The sequence below is a fragment of the Devosia sp. genome, from assembly GCF_017744655.1.
Lineage (GTDB): Bacteria > Pseudomonadota > Alphaproteobacteria > Rhizobiales > Devosiaceae > Devosia.
Genome location: NZ_JAGIAW010000006.1, coordinates 260348 through 277407, shown reverse-complemented (window position 1 = coordinate 277407; position 17060 = coordinate 260348). Strand labels below are relative to the sequence as shown.

At 59.8% G+C, this 17060-nt stretch carries 15 protein-coding genes and 1 pseudogene; 14 read left to right on the top strand and 2 right to left on the bottom strand.

Features of this window, described 5'->3' with window-relative positions; all coding sequences use genetic code 11:
* Positions 1-209: 209 nt before the first annotated feature.
* The 4 genes and pseudogenes from J7557_RS13715 to J7557_RS13700 form a co-directional block, all read left to right on the top strand.
* Positions 210-440: pseudogene (locus tag J7557_RS13715) on the top strand (PAS domain-containing protein); the annotation flags it as partial.
* On the top strand, positions 414-1232 hold the full coding sequence (locus tag J7557_RS13710) for a PAS domain-containing methyl-accepting chemotaxis protein (RefSeq protein WP_291420627.1): 819 nt from the start codon (positions 414-416) through the stop codon (positions 1230-1232). The pseudogene J7557_RS13715 and the gene J7557_RS13710, both read left to right, overlap by 27 nt.
* Complete coding sequence (locus J7557_RS13705) at positions 1186-1830, top strand: methyl-accepting chemotaxis protein (RefSeq protein ID WP_291420612.1); 645 nt, start codon at positions 1186-1188, stop codon at positions 1828-1830. The genes J7557_RS13710 and J7557_RS13705 overlap by 47 nt, the downstream gene beginning before the upstream one ends.
* A gap of 1 nt (position 1831) precedes the next feature.
* Complete coding sequence (locus J7557_RS13700; protein WP_291420611.1) at positions 1832-2113, top strand: hypothetical protein; 282 nt, start codon at positions 1832-1834, stop codon at positions 2111-2113.
* A 376-nt stretch (positions 2114-2489) separates the two neighbouring features.
* On the opposite strand, the gene J7557_RS13695 is transcribed toward J7557_RS13700, so the two are convergent.
* Positions 2490-3383 (bottom strand): SDR family oxidoreductase, encoded by an 894-nt coding sequence (locus J7557_RS13695; protein ID WP_291420610.1) that lies wholly within the window; start codon positions 3381-3383, stop codon positions 2490-2492.
* A 142-nt stretch (positions 3384-3525) separates the two neighbouring features.
* Between J7557_RS13695 and J7557_RS13690 the strand changes: the two genes are divergently transcribed.
* Positions 3526-5991: a membrane-bound PQQ-dependent dehydrogenase, glucose/quinate/shikimate family gene (locus tag J7557_RS13690; protein ID WP_291420609.1), complete on the top strand. Its 2466-nt coding sequence runs from the start codon at positions 3526-3528 to the stop codon at positions 5989-5991.
* A 9-nt stretch (positions 5992-6000) separates the two neighbouring features.
* On the opposite strand, the gene J7557_RS13685 is transcribed toward J7557_RS13690, so the two are convergent.
* Positions 6001-6489 carry a cytochrome b/b6 domain-containing protein gene (locus tag J7557_RS13685; RefSeq protein ID WP_291420608.1) on the bottom strand — a complete coding sequence of 163 codons (489 nt, stop codon included), beginning with the start codon at positions 6487-6489 and terminating at the stop codon, positions 6001-6003.
* Positions 6490-6568: 79 nt separating this feature from the next.
* Between J7557_RS13685 and coxB the strand changes: the two genes are divergently transcribed.
* The 9 genes from coxB to J7557_RS13640 all read left to right on the top strand — a co-directional run bounded on the left by coxB (position 6569) and on the right by J7557_RS13640 (position 17019).
* The gene (gene coxB, locus J7557_RS13680; protein WP_291420607.1) at positions 6569-7555 is read left to right on the top strand and encodes a cytochrome c oxidase subunit II; all 987 of its coding nucleotides are present in this window, start codon (positions 6569-6571) and stop codon (positions 7553-7555) included.
* Complete coding sequence (locus tag J7557_RS13675; RefSeq protein WP_291420606.1) at positions 7552-10038, top strand: cbb3-type cytochrome c oxidase subunit I; 2487 nt, start codon at positions 7552-7554, stop codon at positions 10036-10038. Before coxB ends, J7557_RS13675 begins: the two co-directional genes overlap by 4 nt.
* Positions 10035-10445 carry a hypothetical protein gene (locus tag J7557_RS13670; RefSeq protein WP_291420605.1) on the top strand — a complete coding sequence of 137 codons (411 nt, stop codon included), beginning with the start codon at positions 10035-10037 and terminating at the stop codon, positions 10443-10445. The genes J7557_RS13675 and J7557_RS13670 overlap by 4 nt, the downstream gene beginning before the upstream one ends.
* Positions 10442-11068, top strand: a complete 627-nt coding sequence (locus J7557_RS13665) for a cytochrome c oxidase assembly protein (protein WP_291420604.1) — start codon at positions 10442-10444, stop codon at positions 11066-11068. The genes J7557_RS13670 and J7557_RS13665 overlap by 4 nt, the downstream gene beginning before the upstream one ends.
* Complete coding sequence (locus tag J7557_RS13660; RefSeq protein ID WP_291420603.1) at positions 11065-12078, top strand: c-type cytochrome; 1014 nt, start codon at positions 11065-11067, stop codon at positions 12076-12078. Before J7557_RS13665 ends, J7557_RS13660 begins: the two co-directional genes overlap by 4 nt.
* Before the next feature lie 105 nt (positions 12079-12183).
* Positions 12184-13980 (top strand): malto-oligosyltrehalose trehalohydrolase, encoded by a 1797-nt coding sequence (gene treZ, locus J7557_RS13655; RefSeq protein WP_291420602.1) that lies wholly within the window; start codon positions 12184-12186, stop codon positions 13978-13980.
* A 346-nt stretch (positions 13981-14326) separates the two neighbouring features.
* Positions 14327-15268: a fatty acid desaturase gene (locus J7557_RS13650; protein WP_291420601.1), complete on the top strand. Its 942-nt coding sequence runs from the start codon at positions 14327-14329 to the stop codon at positions 15266-15268.
* Positions 15265-16056 carry a PhnD/SsuA/transferrin family substrate-binding protein gene (locus J7557_RS13645; protein ID WP_291420600.1) on the top strand — a complete coding sequence of 264 codons (792 nt, stop codon included), beginning with the start codon at positions 15265-15267 and terminating at the stop codon, positions 16054-16056. Before J7557_RS13650 ends, J7557_RS13645 begins: the two co-directional genes overlap by 4 nt.
* 51 nt (positions 16057-16107) lie before the next feature.
* Complete coding sequence (locus J7557_RS13640; protein ID WP_291420599.1) at positions 16108-17019, top strand: ABC transporter substrate-binding protein; 912 nt, start codon at positions 16108-16110, stop codon at positions 17017-17019.
* The last annotated feature ends 41 nt before the right edge of the window (positions 17020-17060 follow it).

Sequence of the window (17060 nt, the reverse complement as noted above, 5' to 3'; positions counted from 1 at the left end):
CCGCCAAAAACAAAGGAGAAACCTAGACCCTTGACCACAGCAACCGACCCAAAACAAAACTAACAGGCGGGTCACTTCTCAATGGAAAACCCGGGTCACTTCTCGGCGGAAATCAACACGCTGGACCAGTCGCAAGCGATCATCGAGTTCAAGCCGGATGGCACCATATTGGCGGCCAACCGTAACTTCCTGAGCGTCATGGGTACTCGCGCGATGAAGTCGTTGGTCAACACCATCGCATGTTCGTCGACGCAGAATTCGCGTCGAGCCCCGAATATATGGAATTCTGGAAACAGCTAGCCGCAGGCAAGTTTAGCAGCGGCGAGTTTATGAGGGTAGGAAAGGATGATCGCAAGGTCTGGATCGTCGCCTCTTACAACCCCGTAATTGGAAAAGGCGGCAAGGTTCAGAAGATCGTCAAAATCGCCTCCGATATCACGGCTCAAAAGGCTCAGGCGCTGGACTGGCAGGGCCAGCTGGACGCTATTCGACGCTCTCAGGCCGTTATTGAGTTTGGCCTAGATGGTACCATTTTGACGGCCAACGCCAACTTCTGTGCTGCGTTGGGCTATCAGCTCGAGGAGATTCGTGGCCGGCATCACAGCCTGTTTGTCGATCCTGCGTTTGCAGCCAGTAAGGACTATCGTGATTTTTGGCACCGTCTCGCGCAGGGGCAGTTCGAGGCAGGCGAATATCGTCGCATCGGTAAGGGGGGGCGCCCTGTTTGGATACTGGCCACTTACAACCCTATTTTTGATGCATTCGGCAAGCCGTACAAAGTCGTGAAATATGCGAGCGATGTTACCTCGCGTAAGATCGCAGTGCTGCGCGTTGGAGAGCACCTCGCCCGACTGGCGCGGGGCGATATCAAAGCGCACCTGACAGAGACTCTGCCGGGTGATCTCGACGACGTTAGAGTGTCCTTCAATGACACTCTCGACAAGTTCGGGGAGATCGTAACAGCCCTCCGCATCAACTCCAGTGGATTGCGCACGGCCACACAGGAAATCTTGATGGGTGCCAACGATCTGGCAGATCGCACCACACGGCAGGCCGCGGCGCTCGAGGAAACGTCGGCGTCGATGGAACACTTGGCACAAGCCGTCAATGAGAACGACGCGCGCCAAGGCGGCGGACGCAAAGGCTGGCATTGTCTCCCACTCTGCCGAGCAGGCGGGCGAGGCGATGGGCACAGCCAACGAAGCGATGGATCGCATCTTGTCCTCGTCTAGTAAGATTTCCGACATTATCGGCATGATCGACAATGTTGCGTTCCAGACCAACCTGCTGGCTCTCAATGCCTCGGTCGAGGCAGCACGAGCTGGAGAGGCGGGCAAGGGGTTTGCCGTCGTCGCGGTAGAAGTCCGGCGGTTGGCCCAATCCACTGCCACCGCATCCTCGGACGTAAAGGCCCTGATCGAACAGTCAGGGCAAGAAGTGATGATCGGTAGTCGCCTACTACGAGAAGCGACGACCAAGCTTGCCACTATGGTCGAAGGCGTCCGCGAAAACAGCATGATTGTCAGGGAGATCGCTCGCGTCAACAGCGAACAGGCCAGCGCTATTGGCGAGGTTATGGCCGCCATGCGGCAGATGGACCAGATGCCCCAGCATAATGCGGCTCTCGTGGAAGAAACCAATGCCGCGATCGAGCAAACGGAGCGTGAATCAGCTGAGTTGGATGCAATTGTCGACGTCTTCGGCGTGAGCAGCGGGGCCGTGTCTGAAAAGGTTACGCCGCTGGATAGGGCCCACTTGCGAGAACGACCGGTGCAGCGGCTTTTGTCCCGTGGGAACGCCGCATCGATGGCAGACTGGGCGGAGTTCTGAAATGGGCGAAGTTATTGTCTTGACGCCGGGCCGCCTTGGCCATCACGCGAATATTTCCCAGCTCACGAATGCCGAAGTTATCCACTGCGTTGAATATCAGCAACAGCGGCTTACCTTGGCCACTCAAGAGCTGGAAGTCTGTCGGGCCCAGGGCTGTCCTGAAGTGGTTTATGAGAGACTCCTGTTTGCTCGTTCTCAGTTGAATCAGGCCTTGGCGCATCTGTTGATCTTGCATGATGCAGACGATGCCTCTGTTAGGGGCCTTCCCCCCTGGCTCTCATGACATAAGGCCCTTAAAGCTAAATATGACGCGGCCTTCGCGCGTCAATTTCTAGCAATCAAGCTCAGCAGGGCGCTAAGAATTGCAGTCCTTTCCTAATCCGCTCTCGGAGTTGGCAGGAGATCAAGGTGTCAACAATGAGAAACGAGTAACGGAAGATGGCCACGCGTACTGGTCGCCCTTCTTGGCAAATGGCCCTATAAGCAGCCGGTCCGCTAACCACCCCAGTTTGGACAATCCGTCACTAGGCTAGTGTGGCCCGGTTCATTGTTGCAGGTACGCCTTGAAGTTGCCATGTGCCTGATACATATTTGTTTTTGAGCCTATATCGGTTAAAGCCCGCGCTTCCGGAACTCCCGGAGAGTCCCTTCCTCTTGCACTAAGCGATTCCCTTTCCCCCGGTCACGCCAAAGACCTCCCCGGTGATATAACTCCCTTCCTGCGAGGCGAGCAGGACATAGATCGGGGCGAGTTCGACCGGCTGCCCTGGGCGCCCGAAAGCGCTGTCCTGTCCGAATGTTTCGACCTTTTCCGGGAATTGTCCGCCGCTCGGCTGCAACACGGTCCAGAACGGGCCGGGAGCAACGGCATTCACGCGGATGCCTTTCTCGATGAGCTGGGTAGATAGCGCCTTGGTATAGGCGACGATGCCGGCCTTGGTGGTTGCATAGTCGAGCAGATGCGCCGATGGCTCATAGGCCTGGATCGACGCCGTCGTGATAATCGATGCACCGGGTAGAAGATGAGGTACTGCGGCCTGCGCGAGCCAGTGCAGGGCATAGAGATTGGTCTTAAGCGTGCGGTCGAAGTCTTCGCTCGTAACCTCGGCGACCGATTTTCGCGCCTGTTGCCGCGCGGCATTGATGACGAGGATATCGAGACCACCTAATTGTTTTACGGCGTCTTTGATCAGGGCCTGGCAGATATTCTCATCGGATACGTCGCCGGGTAGAGCCACGCCCTTCGTGCCGGCCTTTTCGATATAGCCGAGCACCTCTTCGGCATCGCTTTGCTCGGAGGGAAGATAGTTTATCGCGACATCGGCCCCCTCGCGGGCATACGCGATGGCGGCAGCGCGGCCGATGCCGGAATCGCCGCCTGTAATGAGCGCCTTGTGGCCGAGGAGACGGCCGAAGCCGGCATAACTTTCCTCGCCATGATCCGGTGCGGGCCGCATTTCGCTGACCAAGCCCGGAGGCGATTGTGGTTGCTGCGGAAAGGGCGGTGCAGGGAACTGGTATCGCGGGTCTTGCATGGTGAAACGGTCGGCCATCGGAATCTCCTTGTTCGATTGGCCAACGGGGCAACGAGGCAGGACGTTCCTTCAACTCAGGGCGGGCCAGTTCTGCTGGCTTCGGAACTAGCGCTCGCCCGCGGCGTTGCGAACTTAGGCGGCAAAGCGGGAGGAGCAGCGGATGAGCGGGCATAGCGATACAGAACGCAAAGGGACTGGGTTCTGGTGGACCATGTTCGTGGGTGTCGTATTGCTCATGTTTGGCATGCCGATCGCAGCAGGCGGTCTCTGGCTCATTAGCCTTGGAGGTTCATGGTATTACCTGCCTGCCGGCATTGGCCTGCTTCTAACGGCTTGGTTCCTGCTGCAGCGAAGCATCAATGCGCTTTGGGTCTATGTCGTCACTTATACCGCTACTTTGGCCTGGGCCCTTTGGGAGAGCGGACTTGACGGCTGGGCGCAAGTGCCGCGACTGGTGGCACCGACCGTGGTGCTTATCCTGGTGTTGACAACCGTACCTACCTTGCGAGGCTCGGTCCGACGTTTCGGCCGGGCATTAACAGCCGCGACGGTGTTGGCGGCGCTCGGCGTGATCGGCGTTGCCAATCAGGGGATCGAGGCATCCCTTGCCCAGGAGGCAGAAGAACCGGCCGAAGTCGCGCCAGCAACACCGAATGCGCCGCAAGCCACGGTCCCAACGGCTCCTCCAGCAGAGCCGAGCTATGTGGCACTCGAAACGGGCGCTGACTGGCCAGCTTATGGCGGTACGCATCGAGCCCTGCGCTATTCTCCGCTCGAAGAGATTACTAAAGACAACGTGACGGACCTCGAGAAGATATGGGAGTTCCGTACCGGCGACCTGCCGCAGGATGACGAGCCCTTTGGCAATCAGAACACGCCGGTCAAGGTTGGGGATCGGCTCTATATTTGCTCTGCAATGAACAAGATTTTTGCGCTCGACGCCGCGACGGGAACGCAGTTCTGGACCTTCGATCCCGACGTTTCGACGGATGCTCTTGGCTACAACGCCTCCTGCCGAGGCCTTGTGTATTTCGAGGACCCGACTGCGGCGCAGGGCGAGCTTTGCGCCACCCGTGTTGTGAACCTCACCCATGACGCGCGCATGATTGCCCTCGACACCGAGACCGGCCAGCTTTGCCCCGACTTTGGCAATGGCGGCATAGTCAATCTCATGCAAGGGATCGGCGATGTTGCACCGGGTTTCTATGCGCCGACCTCTCCGCCGACGCTTGTGCGTGGTGTGCTCGTGGTGGGCAGCCAAGTCAGCGACAATCAGGAGCGGAGCGCACCGTCGGGCGTGATCCGCGGGTTCAATGCGGTGACGGGCGAGTTGAAATGGGCCTGGGATATGGGGCGGCCCGGGGAAAACGGATTGCCGGCTGAAGGCGAGGTCTATACCGAGGGTACGCCCAATAGCTGGACCATAGCCTCCGGCGACGACGAACTTGGTCTTGTCTACATCCCCATGGGCAATTCGGCGGTCGACTATTGGGGCGGCGATCGCTCTGAGGCGGAAAACACCTATTCGACCGCCGTCGTGGCGCTCAATGTCGAGACAGGCGATGTCGCCTGGCACTACCAGACGGTGCACTATGACGTCTGGGACTACGACCTCGGCGGGCAGGGGAGTCTCGTCGACTTCCCAACGCCCGATGGTCCGGTCCCGGCAATCATCATGCCGTCCAAACAAGCCCAGTTCTATATTCTCGATCGAGCAACAGGCGAGCCACTGGTCAATATCGAGGAGCGTCCTGCGCCGCAGGGCGGGGTCGAGCCGGACCGGCTCTCGCCAACGCAGCCCTATGTGACGGACTTTCCGAATCTCCTCAAGCCGATGCTGACCGAGGCGCAGATGTGGGGCGCGACGCCGCTTGACCAGCTCTGGTGCCGGATCCAGTTCCGTCAGGCGGCCTATGAGGGGGTCTATACGCCTCCAACCGTCGACCAGCCGTGGATTCAGTTCCCGGGATACAATGGCGGTACGGACTGGGGTGGGATCGCCGTCGATCCCGTCAATGGCGTCTTGATCGCCAATTACAATAACATGCCGAACTACAATCAACTGGTGTCCCGCGAAGAGGTCGATGCCATGGGCGTCCGTTCTATCAACGACCCGAGTTACGATCCCGCGGCCGGTTCAGGCTCACATGGATCGATTAGCCCGCAGGCGGAGTCGCCCTATGGCATTCGCGTCAATGCAGGCTGGCGAGTTCCGTTCACGGGACTTCTCTGCAAGCAGCCGCCTTATGGGGGAATTGCCGCGATCGATCTCAATACGCGGGAATTTTTGTGGGATCGGCCATTCGGCTCTGCCCGCAAGAATGGGCCCTTCGGCATCCCCTCGATGTTGCCGGTCGATATCGGTACGCCCAATAATGGGGGCGGTGTGGTGACCGCCTCGGGTCTCTTCTTCATAGCCGCGGCTACCGACGATCTCTTCCGGGCTGTCGATACCGAAACGGGCGAAGAACTCTGGCAAGTCGAATTGCCCGCGGGGGGGCAAGCTACCCCCATGACTTACGAAGCCGGCGGCAAGCAGATCATTGTCATCAACGCCGGCGGCCACGACTTCATGGAAACGCCTATCGGCGACTATTTCATCGCCTATGCGTTGCCAGATTCATGAGGATCAGGACTATTTCGCCCTGATCATTCGCCTGATGACGCGGTTGCCCAGCACCAGCTCCTCGACGACGGCGCCACCGATGTGGAGGAGTATGGCCGGGATAAAAATGAAGCGGCCGAGTTCGTGTAACACGCCGGCCATTTCGATACCGCCGAACCAGGCGATGGCGCCGCTGATCGGCATGAAGAACAGGAAGCCGTAAAGCAGCAAATGTGTGGCGTGGCCGAGCAGGTTCAGCAGCGGATGATTGGCCTTGGGCGGAAGAGGCACGCCGTGAAAACGGCGGATGGCGAGGCGCAGGATCGCGAGGACCAGGACGGCAATGCCAATACCGGCGTGGAATGTTGCTCCGGTACTTTCCGGTAGCACGTCGCTGGCAAGACGTTGAGCAAAGGCCTGCTGCATGTCGGAATTGATAGTCAATTGTACGAGGATCAGCACCGCTATGGTCCAGTGCAAAATGATCTGCAGGCGGGAATATCCCATTTGTGGCGACATGCTTTTCTCCCTGACGGCCATTTGCATGGAACTCAGCTAAGGCATTGGCGTTCCACCCCGAGTTGATTTGCGGGGGTGTATGCAACAGGGGCAGCGTCGTTCCTTTCTCGTCTATCGTTTCGTGCCGCTGGTCTGCGTGCCTGTTCTCGCTGGCTGCGTTTCAGAACAGAGCATGCTGCATCCCGCTGGCGAAGATGCAGCCGCGATAGCCAATCTTTTCTGGGTCATGGCGGCCGGAACCGTCGTCATTTGGCTCATCGTCATGGGCATTACCGTCTATGCCGTCCTCGGCAAGAAGCGACCGAAGACCGAGCGTTTTGCCGACCGATTTATTCTCGTGGGCGGCGTCGCATTTCCGACCATCACACTTGCCGCTTTGCTGATCTTTGGCCTGGCGCTATTGCCCGATTGGGTGCGCTCACACCGGCCGGATTTGCGTGTCCACATCACGGCCGAGCAATATTGGTGGCGGGTGGCCTATGAAATGCCCGATGGCTCGCTGATCAATACGGCGAACGAATTGCACCTACCGGCGAGTCAGACGGCCGAATTCGTCCTGACCTCTACCGACGTCATCCATTCCTTCTGGATTCCCAATCTCGGCGGCAAGATGGATGTCATTCCTGGACGCACCAATCTCTGGCGGTTGAAACCAACGGACACAGGCGTCTACCGCGGCGTCTGCGCCGAGTTCTGCGGTCCCTCTCATGCTCTGATGGCCTTTCCAGTCGTGGTCCATGAGCCGGCTGGTTTCGAAACCTGGCTCGCGGGCGAAGCCGCTGATGTCGAGGAACGGGAAGGGCATGCCCTCTTCGTTTCCGCCGGCTGTGGCGCCTGTCACGCGGTGCGCGGCACCAGCGCTGACGGGGCCATAGGGCCAGACCTCACCCATTTCGCCGGCCGGCGCACCATGGCCGCGGGCACTCTGCCAATTACGGCGGACGGTCTTCAAAGCTGGCTTATCGATCCCAGTCACCACAAGCCCGATGTGCGCATGCCCGCCTATGCAAGCCTCGAAGCCACCGAGCGCGACGCCCTGATTGCCTACCTTCTGGATCTCAAATGACCGACAAGCGCGCCGAGACCGAACAACTAGCCAAAGTCTGGGACAATCCCCGGGGCTGGCGCGCCCTGTCGGACGTCAACAATTCGATTGTCGGCCTCTGGTACTTCGCTGCCGCTTTTGCCTTCATGCTCTTTGCCGGCGCGCTGGCGCTGATCATCCGCGTGCAGCTCTTTGTGCCCGACAACACGCTGGTAACGGCCGAATTCTACAATCAGGCCTTTACCCTCCATGGCACGGTGATGATGTTTCTCTTCGCCGTGCCGATCTTCGAGGCGGTGGCGATCCTGATCCTGCCGGGCATGCTGGGCGCACGTGACCTGCCGTTTCCGCGCCTCTCGGCTTTCGGCTTCTGGTGCTATCTCATCGGCGGTGTTTTCGTCTGCGGTTCGATTTTTTTCAATGCTGCCCCTGATGCGGGGTGGTTCATGTATCCCCCACTTTCCACCGAGCAGAGCGGTATCGGTGCCGATATCTGGTTGCTCGGCCTTTCCTTTATCGAAGTCGCCTCCATTGCAGCCGCGGTCGAACTGATCGTGGGCGTGCTGAAATGCCGGGCGCCCGGAATGCACATCAATCTGACGCCGCTCTATGGTTGGTACGTTCTGGTCGTGGGCGGGATGATCCTTTTCGCCTTTCCGCCGCTGATCGCCGGCGACATTCTTTTCGAGCTCGAGCGTCTGCTTGACTGGCCATTTTTCGATGTGACCCGGGGCGGTGATCCCATCCTTTGGCAGCACCTGTTCTGGATTTTCGGACACCCTGAAGTCTACATCATCTTCCTGCCCGCCATCGCGCTCCTTGCCATGATCGTGCCGACCTTTGCCCAGCGGGAAATTACCGGCTATTCTTGGATCGTGCTTTCGGCGCTGGGAACCGGGTTCCTGAGCTTTGGGCTCTGGGTGCACCACATGTTCACCACCGGTCTGCCGTCGGTGTCGCTGGGGTTTTTCTCCGCGGCCTCGGAAGCCGTGGCCATTCCCACCGGCATCCAGATCTTTGCGTTTATTGCCACGGTGATGCTGGGTTCCGTGGTGCGCAGCGTACCCATGCTTTTCTGCCTCGGCGCGCTGGCCGTCTTCATCATCGGCGGCCTGACGGGCGTTATGGTGGCAGTGGCACCCTTCGATTTTCAGGTGCACGATACTTATTTCATCGTCGCGCACCTCCACTACACCCTGATCGGCGGCATGCTTTTCCCGGTCATGGCGGGCATCTGCTACTATTACCCTCTGATCAGGGGCAAGGAGCTGTCTCGCGCCTATGGCATCTGGTCGTTCTGGCTGATGCTCATCGGGTTCAACATGGCTTTCCTGCCCATGCACCTGACCGGCATGCTGGGCATGCCGCGGCGCGTCTTCACCTATGGCGCAGACCGCGGCTGGACCGAACTCAACATGATCTCTTCGGTCGGCGCCTTCATCTTCGCCGCCGGTTTTTTGCTGCTGGTGTGGGATTGCGTGCGCCCCAAGCGTCACCAGCGCGATGTCCCGCGCAACGTCTGGAATGCGGGCACGCTCGAATGGGCGGCGCGCTTCGGCAATAGCTGGGGCATGCGCTCCATCCCCGAGGTCAGCAGCCGCTATCCGCTTTGGCACGACAAGGACTTCCTGCGAAAGGTCGACGAAGGTGAGGGATACCTCGCAGATGCCAAGGAGGGGCGACGCGAAACGCTGGTGACGAGCGTGCTCGACGCCCAGCCCATCCTTGTGCTGCGCGTCGGCGGCCCCGGCTGGCTGCCGATGATCGCCGCCGGCGGGCTCGGCGCTGTTTTCATTTTTATGGCCTTCAAATGGTGGCTGCCCATGGGGCTCGGCGCGGTCGTGTTCTTGACAGCGGTCCTTCGTTGGCTCTGGACCGGTACAGCCGAAATCCCCGAGAAGAAAACCAAGGATATCGGTGGCGGCAAGCGCCTACCTCTCTATGTCTCAGGCTACAAGTCGACCGGCTGGTGGGCCATGTTCATCACCATGACCGGGGACCTGACGGCCTTTCTTGCGCTGCTGTTCGGCTACTTTTTCTTCTGGACCATCCACTCCGACTTTCCCCCGCCAGACATGTTTGGGCCGGGCTGGTTCTGGCCGACGATAGCCGGTGCTCTCATTCTTCTTGCCTGGGCGCTGACCCTTGGCGCGCGGCTGGTCAATTCAGGCGGGCAGTCGAGCTTGGCACAACTATTTTTGCTGCTCGGCGTCTTGGCGACGCTCGGCGGCGGCCTTGCCCTGATGGCCGGCCCGTGGACCTCAGACCTCGACCCGACCGCGCATGCCTATCCGGCCATCGTCTGGGCGCTTGTCATCTGGATCCTCGCGCATCTGGCGACCGGCATGTTGATGCAGGGCTATGGCTTCGCGCGACTGCTCTATGGCAAGGCGACGCCGACCCATGACGCCGATCTTTGGAACATCACGCTCTATTGGCACTTTGTTGCATTCAGCGGCGTTCTGACTGCCATTGTCATCGGAGGCTTTCCGTACCTGACATGAGCAAGGAAGATCCCGTCACAGCAGAAGCCAGACGCGAAACCGGATCGGGAACCGATCTCTGGAGTGTCATCATCTCGCCCAGCATCTGGGCGCTGCATTTCCTCGTCTGCTACGTCTCCGCCGCCATCTATTGCCAAAAGCTCGGGAGAGATGCGCCGCTGTCGGACATCCGCCTTCTCGTCATCGCCGTCACGGTTATCGCCCTGGTCGGCATCTTCTGGTCGAGCGTCCGACTCTGGCGTGTGCATGATCGCAGCCTGACCGACGATGATTTCGAATATGAGCACAACACGCCCGAGGAACGGCATCGCTTTCTCAGCCATGTCGCTCTGATGCTCTGCGTATTGTCCGCGGTGGCGGTCATCTATGTGACCATTCCCATGCTCTATCTCGAGAGCTGTCGATGAGCCCGCGCCTTTTCACAGCGCTCGGCATCTTGCTGCTGCTCCTCGCCTGGGCTGGTCCACTGCCGCGCCTCGTGCCCGAAAGCTTTGCAGCGCATATGGCGCTGCATATGGGCGTGGTTGGTATCGCCGTCCCCATCCTTGCCATCGGACTGGCGCCGATGATTGCCGACCATCCCTGGCTGCGTTCACAGCTGGCCCTGCCGATTGCCGTCAGTCTCCTCGATCTCGTTATCGTCTGGGGTTGGCATACGCCCGCCTTGCATCACGCATCGCGGACGTCCGCTTGGGCTCTCGTTTATGAGCAGGCCTCCTTTGCCTTTGCCTCACTGCTCGTGTGGGTGCTGGCGCTCGCGGCCCCTTCGGGCCGCAGGGATAGTGCAGCACTGGCCGGTGCGCTGACGCTGTTTTTTACCTCGATGCACATGACCCTGCTCGGCGCATTGATCAGCCTTGCGCCGCGGCCGATCTATCCTGGCCACGCCCACAACAATCCATTCGGCTTGGGTGAAATGGCCGATCAGCAAGTGGGCGGTGTGATCATGCTCGCAATCGGCGGCATCATCTATCTCGCCGGTGGCCTCACCCTTGTCGGTCGAGCGCTCAAGCGGCCGGTGCCATCATGAAGCGGCTTGCTCCCTTTCTCGCCAGTGCCGCTGCGGGTGCGCTGCTTCTTCTCGCCATACCCCTTACCGGCCTGCTCGACCACGCAGTGCATTCCGCTGGCAAGGGGGTGGTCAATTGGTACAATCAACTGGCTGCCCGGCAATCCATAGCGCTACGATCGGCCATGATTGCCGTCCCCGATCTCGATGATCCCAAAATGGTTTTGCGCGGGGCAGGGCATTTCCAGCTCGTCTGTGCTGCCTGTCACGGCAGTCCCGAAGCGCCGCCGGCGCAACTGGCGCGGGATTTGTCGCCGGCACCGCCCCAACTTACCAGTTGGCGTCCGGACGCCCGACTGTTTCAGACCGTCAAATATGGCATCCGCCACACGGCTATGCCCGCCTGGCCGACCGATATGCGCGACGACGAGGTCTGGGACATGGTTGCTTTCCTCCGGCGCCTGCCCACCATGGACGCCGAAACCTATGCCATGCTGGCGCATGGCGGGGCCGAACCTGGCTCCTGCGCCTCCTGTCATGGGCAAGATGGGGAGGGACGAGGTGGCGCTTTCCCACGTCTCGATATCCAAAGCCCGCAATACCTGGCTGATGCGCTTCTGGCGTTTCGTGACGGCAGTCGTCCGAGTGGCACGATGATGTCGGCGGCGCGACAACTGACGGACGAAGAGATCGCCGAGTTCGCCGATCTTTATGGCCACACTGCCTCTCTGCCACCTCCCGATGGCAGCGATCTGGGCAGAACTATTGCCCTTGAGGGGATCGTGTCGCGCGACGTTCCCGCCTGCGAAAAGTGCCACGGTCCGATCGCCCGAACAGATTTTCCGCGTCTTTCCGGTCAATCCGCCGACTACCTCCGGCGGCAGTTGCACCTGTTCCAGAAATATGGCGCGGAGCGCGGCGGCCAGCACGCCGACATCATGGCCAAAGTTATCGAGGATGCGCTCGAGGAGGGACCGCATCGCCTGGAGCCGGAAGCCATCGAGGCGTTGGCCGACTACTACGGCCACTGAGCCAGGGAACGCTTTGATACGGCCGCCATTGGAAATGGGCCCGATCACCAAAAGAGTTCGCAGATGAAGCGGCCCAGTCCCGACACTGTCTTTCGCAGCCACAAAATGCGGTTTGGCGCCGAGGTTCAGAAAGGGGGTACGCGCTTCAAGCTATGGGCGCCGAAGTGCAAGACACTGCAGCTCAAACTGAAAGGTCGGCGATCGCTCATCGAAATGGATGCGGTAGACGACGGCTGGTTTCGTGTGGATGTGGAGGGCGTCAGCGCCGGCGCACTCTACAAATATGTGCTGCCCGATGGATCGGCCATTCCCGATCCAACCTCGCGGCACCAGCCCGAAGGCATTGCAGGCTTTAGCGAGGTCATCGACCCCCAGGCCTTTGGTTGGACCGATCGCGACTGGAGGGGACGTCCCTGGGAAGAAGCGATCATCTACGAACTCCACATAGGTACATTTACCGAGGAGGGGACCTTCGCCGCTGCTATCGCCAAGCTGGATCATCTCGCGGCGCTCGGCGTTACTGCCATTCAGATCATGCCAGTCGGCGAATTCTACGGGAAATTCAACTGGGGTTATGATGGAGCGATGTGGTTCGCCCCGTCATCCAACTATGGGCGCCCAGACGACCTGAAAGCGCTGATCAATGCGGCGCATCGACGCTCGATGATGGTGTTCCTCGATGTGGTCTACAACCATTTCGGCCCGCACGGAAATTACCTGCCGGCCATCGCGCCGATCTTCACGAAAAAGCATCAGAGCCCATGGGGCGAAGCACTCAACTTCGATGGCCCGGGTGCCAATGTGGTGCGGGAACTGGTGGTCGAAAACGCGCTCTACTGGATGAGCGAATTCAATTTGGACGGACTGCGGTTCGATTCCGTGCACACGATGGTGGATGACAGCTCGAGCCACATTCTCGAGCTCCTCTCAGCGCGCATTCGAGCCTCGCGCCCCCATCGGCATACTCATCTCATCATCGAGAATTCGGACAATCAGGAGGTCTGGCTGCGCCGCAATAGTGACTCCGAGCCGGTGCACTACACTGCGCAATGGAATGACGACATCCACCATCTGCTCCACGCTGCCGCGACTGGCGAGAATACCGGCTACTATGCTGACTTTTCCGACTCCGACGAACGTTCCGGTCGACTGGGTCGCGCGCTCGCCGAAGGCTTTGCCTATCAAGGTGAAGTAAAGCCGCATGAGGCTTTGAAGCGTGGAGAGCCCAGCGGAGGACTGCCAGCGACATCCTTTGTGGTCTACATGCAGGACCACGACCAGATCGGTAATCGGATCAAGGGCGATCGGATTACGCACATCGCCCATGATGACGCGGTGAAGGCGCTGATCGCGATCTATTTGCTCTGTCCGCAAATACCGATGCTCTTCCAGGGGGAAGAGTGGGCCAGCGCGCGACCATTTCCATTCTTTTCGGACGCGCCTGCCGAAGTGCGCGATGCGGTCCGCAACGGGAGGCAAAAGGACCTCAGAGGCGCCCCGGAGCATGAGGATCAGGATAGACCCGAGGTTGAAGAGGCCGTCGATCCGACGGGCATCAAGACGTTCAGTTCGGCCAAGCTCGACTGGCCCAGTCTTCGGAAGCAGCCGCATTCGAATTGGCTGAAGCACTACCGCTCCCTCATCGATCTGCGCAAAATGGAGATCGTACCCCGCTTGGTCGGTCAGCAGGGCTTTGCTGGCCAACACGAACCGCTGGGCATCAAATCCGTTCTCGTGAGCTGGAAGATGGGCGACGGCTCCATCCTGCGCCTCTATGCCAACCTTACCGATGAAACTCAGCCTGAAGTCCCGCCGATTATCGGCCGGAAGCTCTATCTTCAAGGCTTTGCGGAGGAGGGGCGGCTGGGCCCGTGGTCAGTTCTATGGACGGTGGAAGTTTAGATTGACTGCATAATGTCCGGCCGCCATCTCAACGAAAGCTCCGCGGTTTTGGTCCCAGGATGTGGATGGCCTCCCTTGGTCGATCGCTTCGCCATTGCCCTTTCTAATGCGCGCAGTCCCGTCGGTGCCTTCGGTCATTGCCTCTTCCTGATAACACTCGGAACAGAGTCGAGCCCTGGTGAGGGCATCAGGCTTGGGCTTTGAAAGCTGTTTTTGATGGATGGTGGTAAGAAGTTGCCTGCGCCCCGACGCTGCCAGAAGGCAATACCTCGCGGCTTTGCCAGTTCGGCAATATTGTCTATTCAAATTATAGACTTAAAGCGGCGGCCGGTGCTCTAAATCCTGCATGATGCACCGAGCCGATCAGACCATACCTTATGTCCGTGCCAGAACGCTGGAATGGCCCACGCTTGCCCTGGTTCTGGCGATCTATGGCGGGTGGCTGGCGTTCACCTTTTTCTGGCAGTCGATACCGCTCTGGTTGCTCGTTCCGCTCGCGGCTTGGATTGTGGCCTGGCAAGGCTCGTTGCAGCATGAAATCATTCATGGTCATCCGACGCGGATAAGGGCGCTCAACGATGCGCTTGGTTGGCCGCCGCTGTCGCTTTGGCTGCCCTATCCGATCTACAAGCTGAGCCACTTGCAGCATCACCGCGACGAGCGGCTGACCGACCCGCTCGACGATCCGGAATCCTTCTACATCACCGAAAAGGCCTGGAGTGACGCGCCGGCATGGCTGCGGGCGCTGCTGCGGTTCAATCAGACGCTGCTGGGGCGCCTCATCGTTGGGCCGGCCTTCATGATCGGATTTTTCCTGCATGCCGAATTTGGCCTGATCCTTGCCAACCATGGGACGCGGCGGCGCATGTGGACCATCCAGGCTGTTCTGGTTGCGCTGGTCTTGGTTTGGGTTCTTGCTATCTGCCAGATGCCGCTTTGGCTCTATCTGCTGGCCTTTGTTTATGCCGGCGGCGCGCTGACCCGCATCCGCTCCTTCGCCGAACACCGTTATGCCGACAAGCATGAGGAACGCACGGCCATCGTCGAAGGCGGTGGTCCGCTGGCGCTGCTGTTTCTCAACAACAACCTTCATGTGCTCCACCACCTGCGTCCCACCATCGCCTGGTACGATTTGCCTGCTTTCTATAGGGCGCATCGCGAGACCTTGGTGGAGCGTAATGGCGGCCTCGTCTATCGTAGTTACGGAGAGCTCTTCGGGCGCTTTTTCGTACGGCCGCATGACAAGCTGTTGCATCCCCATCACTGCACCACGGACGCACGCGAATGACACGGGCAGTTTCACTCGCCATGTACGATCCGGGCGAGGGCGCGGTTGATCGGCTGTGGGACGATCTGCGGGGGCGCCTGATCGCCACCGGTTTCGATGAACTGCCCGTGACGCCAGGCGGCAGCGAGGACATCGAAGCCACCTGGCTTGATAGTAATCTCCTCCTCGCACAGACCTGCGGCTATCCCCTCCGCCGTCTGCTTGATGGTCGAGTCCGTTATGTGGGCACACCGATCTATGCGGTAGAGGGGACAGACGGTCCAAACTACCGCAGCGCCATCGTCGTCAGGGCCGATGATCGCGCCGGACGACTCGAAGACCTGCGCGGCCGTCGCGCCGCCTACAACGCCGTCCATTCTCAGTCCGGCTACAACGCATTTCGCGAGACGGTTTCCGCCTATGCCGAAAATGGGCGCTTCTTCTCGGAGACTTTTGCAACCGGCAGCCATTCGGCGTCGTTGCAATCAGTGATCGGCAGGCGCGCCGATGTGGCGGCGATCGATCCCGTCACACTGCAACTGCAACCACAGGATGTGCGGGATGCGATCAAGGTCATTGGCTGGACCGCCGCTGCTCCGGGCCTCCCCTTCATCACCGTGCTGACAATATCTGACAGTGACCTCGTCAAATTGCGGGCCGTACTCGCCGACTTCTTCGGCGGGGCGGCACGCAAGGATCATCCCGAATTTCATTTCGCCGGCTTCGAAGTCCTCCAGTACGAAGCCTATGACAGCATTCTTGCGATGGAACAGCGGGCGATCGACCGATCCTATCCGCGCCTCGCCTGAACCTTCCCAAAGACAAGCGGCCACACTGGCCAACGATCCAAGGAGATCAACGTGCGTCTACTGACCAAACTTACCGCAGCAACCCTCGCCCTGGCCCTGACCACAGGCATTGCGAATGCACAAGTCGTCGTGTCGTCCAAGATCGACACTGAAGGTGGTCTGCTTGGCAACATCATTTCGCAGGTGCTGCAGGCCAATGGCGTGCCGGTGACAGAAAAGATTCAGCTTGGCGCTACCTCTGTCGTACGCGAAGCTATCGTGGCCGGCCAGATTGATATCTATCCCGAATATACCGGCAACGCGGCCTTCTTCTTCAACAAGGCCGACGACCCGCTCTGGAACGACGCTGCCAAGGCCTATGCCGAAGCGGCCAAGCTCGATCTAGAGGCCAACAAGATAGTCTGGCTGCAGCCGGCTCCGGCCAACAACACCTGGGCTGTCGCGCTTCGCAAGGATATCGCCGACGCCAATAGCCTCGTGACCTTCAGCGATTTCGGCAAGTATGTTGCCGATGGTGGTGACGTGAAGCTCGCTGCATCAGCCGAGTTCGTGAGCTCGCCGGCCGCCCTGCCGAAGTTCCAGGAAGTCTATGGCTTCACCCTCAAGCCCGAACAATTGGTGACGCTGTCTGGCGGCGACACCTCGGCGACCATCGCCGCCGCAGCCCAGCAGACCGACGGCGTCAATGCCGCCATGGTCTATGGTACGGATGGCGGCATCGCCCCGTCGGGCCTCGTCGTCCTCGAAGACGACAAGGGCGTGCAGCCTGTCTATGAGCCGGCTCCGATCATTCGCGAAGCCGTGCTTGCAGAATATCCTCAGATCAAGGACCTGCTGGCGCCCGTCTTCGCCAAGCTCGACATCACCACCCTTCAGGAGCTCAACGGCCGTATCCAGGTCGGTGGCGAATCCGCGCAGGCCGTGGCCGTCGATTGGCTGAAGACCGACGGCTTCCTGAAGTAGTAGTCTCATTGAGGGGTGGGTCATTCCGGCCCACCCCAACC

Excerpts from the sequence above, each read along its gene's own strand:
- J7557_RS13665 (WP_291420604.1), top strand. The coding sequence starts at position 10,442 with ATGAGCCCGCGCCTTTTCACAGCGCTCGGCATCTTGCTGCTGCTCCTC.
- J7557_RS13695 (WP_291420610.1), bottom strand. The coding sequence starts at position 3,383 with ATGGCCGACCGTTTCACCATGCAAGACCCGCGATACCAGTTCCCTGCA.
- J7557_RS13690 (WP_291420609.1), top strand. The coding sequence starts at position 3,526 with ATGAGCGGGCATAGCGATACAGAACGCAAAGGGACTGGGTTCTGGTGG.
- J7557_RS13660 (WP_291420603.1), top strand. The coding sequence starts at position 11,065 with ATGAAGCGGCTTGCTCCCTTTCTCGCCAGTGCCGCTGCGGGTGCGCTG.
- treZ (WP_291420602.1), top strand. The coding sequence starts at position 12,184 with ATGCGGTTTGGCGCCGAGGTTCAGAAAGGGGGTACGCGCTTCAAGCTA.
- J7557_RS13685 (WP_291420608.1), bottom strand. The coding sequence starts at position 6,489 with ATGTCGCCACAAATGGGATATTCCCGCCTGCAGATCATTTTGCACTGG.
- coxB (WP_291420607.1), top strand. The coding sequence starts at position 6,569 with ATGCAACAGGGGCAGCGTCGTTCCTTTCTCGTCTATCGTTTCGTGCCG.
- J7557_RS13650 (WP_291420601.1), top strand. The coding sequence starts at position 14,327 with ATGATGCACCGAGCCGATCAGACCATACCTTATGTCCGTGCCAGAACG.
- J7557_RS13675 (WP_291420606.1), top strand. The coding sequence starts at position 7,552 with ATGACCGACAAGCGCGCCGAGACCGAACAACTAGCCAAAGTCTGGGAC.
- J7557_RS13670 (WP_291420605.1), top strand. The coding sequence starts at position 10,035 with ATGAGCAAGGAAGATCCCGTCACAGCAGAAGCCAGACGCGAAACCGGA.
- J7557_RS13645 (WP_291420600.1), top strand. The coding sequence starts at position 15,265 with ATGACACGGGCAGTTTCACTCGCCATGTACGATCCGGGCGAGGGCGCG.
- J7557_RS13700 (WP_291420611.1), top strand. The coding sequence starts at position 1,832 with ATGGGCGAAGTTATTGTCTTGACGCCGGGCCGCCTTGGCCATCACGCG.
- J7557_RS13705 (WP_291420612.1), top strand. The coding sequence starts at position 1,186 with ATGGGCACAGCCAACGAAGCGATGGATCGCATCTTGTCCTCGTCTAGT.